This window comes from Paracoccus endophyticus (genome assembly GCF_003286075.1).
Classification (GTDB): Bacteria; Pseudomonadota; Alphaproteobacteria; order Rhodobacterales; family Rhodobacteraceae; genus Paracoccus; species Paracoccus endophyticus.
In genome coordinates this window covers 1-1,487 of the sequence record NZ_QLUV01000045.1, presented here as the reverse complement: position 1 = coordinate 1,487, position 1,487 = coordinate 1, and the positions used below count along the sequence as shown (strand labels likewise).

2 protein-coding genes are annotated in these 1,487 nt (G+C 63.1%); one reads left to right on the top strand and one right to left on the bottom strand.

What is annotated here, in order from left to right:
• Positions 1-21: 21 nt before the first annotated feature.
• Complete coding sequence (locus tag DPQ23_RS15165) at positions 22-1,368, bottom strand: IS5-like element ISPhae1 family transposase (RefSeq protein ID WP_112875591.1); 1,347 nt, start codon at positions 1,366-1,368, stop codon at positions 22-24.
• Here DPQ23_RS15165 and DPQ23_RS15800 point away from each other — a divergent pair.
• Positions 1,291-1,487 (top strand): hypothetical protein (locus DPQ23_RS15800; RefSeq protein ID WP_205961490.1); only part of this gene is annotated, 197 nt, incomplete at its 3' end. The two genes, DPQ23_RS15165 and DPQ23_RS15800, sit on opposite strands and share 78 nt — an antisense overlap.

The following is a 1,487-nucleotide window of genomic DNA, read 5'->3' as shown; positions in this document are numbered from 1 at the left end:
AGTCGGCTCTGAACAACCGTGTCAGGCGGCTAATACTTCCCTGTGCAGGGTTCTTTCGGGCCAAATCCTCGCCGCAATCAGGTGAAGCAATAGGGTCCAAAGCGCCCTGAGATGGGCGAGGATCTTGCGGATATTGTGGCCGCAGGCGCAGAGGACGGCGAAGACCGCGTCGCCGATGCGGCCCTTCAGCGGGCATCTCGCTAGGCGACCATCGCTCTTCATGTGCCCGATCTCAGGCTCGATGGCGCTTCGTCGCTTGAGGAGCCGTGCCAGGAGCGGGGTAATGCCGCGTCTTGTGCCGCTGATCAGGACCTTGGTGGCCTCCACGCCATGGCCGCGATAGCCGCGGTCGACCACAGCCAGAGCCGGCACCTGGTCGGTCAGGATGGCGACTTGCTCCAGTGCTGACGCCAGGGTGTGGCCGTCGTATGGGTTGCCGGGAAAGCTCCGAGCACCAACGACAAAGCCCCCATCGAGAGTGGTGGCGAGGCTGACCTTGGTGCCGAATTCGTATCGGACCCGCGCCTTGCCCTTGGAGATGCAGTCGACCTCCGGCTCGTGCAGGGCATAGATCTTGTTCTTGCTCTTCGGTGTCTGTTCGAGCAGGCGACCGACCAGCCAGAGCGCCTCCAGCACCCGTCCGCGCAGCGCGCCTTCGGGGATGTCCTGGAGGTAGCGGCGCAGGTCCCGGCGCACTCGGCCAACATAGCCCTTGAGCTGGCGCAGGGCCTTGCGCATGCGCTTGAACTGCCGGGCATGGGCATACCGTCCGACTTGGGCGGCCAGCCGCGGGGCAAGGCGGGCGTAGCTCTGGCGCAGATCGACCCCGGCTTCTTTCGCCAAGCCCGCCAGCAGGGCGCGGGCGCGCTCGTAAAGCCGCGCATCCGTGGGATGAGCGATGGTCTTTTCCATCACGGTCGTATCGACGGCCACCCGTTTCAGGCTCTTGTCGCTGACCGCGCCAGAAGCTCGGCCTGCCTCTATCGTCTTGGTCAGCAGCCACTCCACCCCTTCCTCGCCGATCCGCTTGCGCCAGCGCACCAGCGACGAGGGATCGATTGGAGAACGGTGCTGGAAGAACGTCTCGCCAGTGAAGTGTTGGTAATACGGGTTCTCGACCCACCGGGCGACGACTGCCTCGTCCGAGAGCTTGAAGGCGTGCTGGAGATACATGAGCCCCGCGACCAGGCGTGGCGATGTCGCGGGTCGACCCTGATGCGAAGGGAAGAAGGTCGCCCATTCCCGTTCGAAAAACTCCCAGTCGATCAGCGCCGCAAGCTTCACCAACTCGTGGCGCGCATCGATCATGTCGACCAGTCGTGGGCGGAGCAGGTCATCCTGTTCAGGAGCGCGGGAATGGGGTTTCATCGGCGACCGGAAATTGCAGGGTTTCTGGCAAAAGCATACGAAACCCTGCAATTCAAAGCCAACAAAACCGCAGCTTCAGCACACAAAATCAATGCAGTAGAAGTTGTTCAGGCCGGACT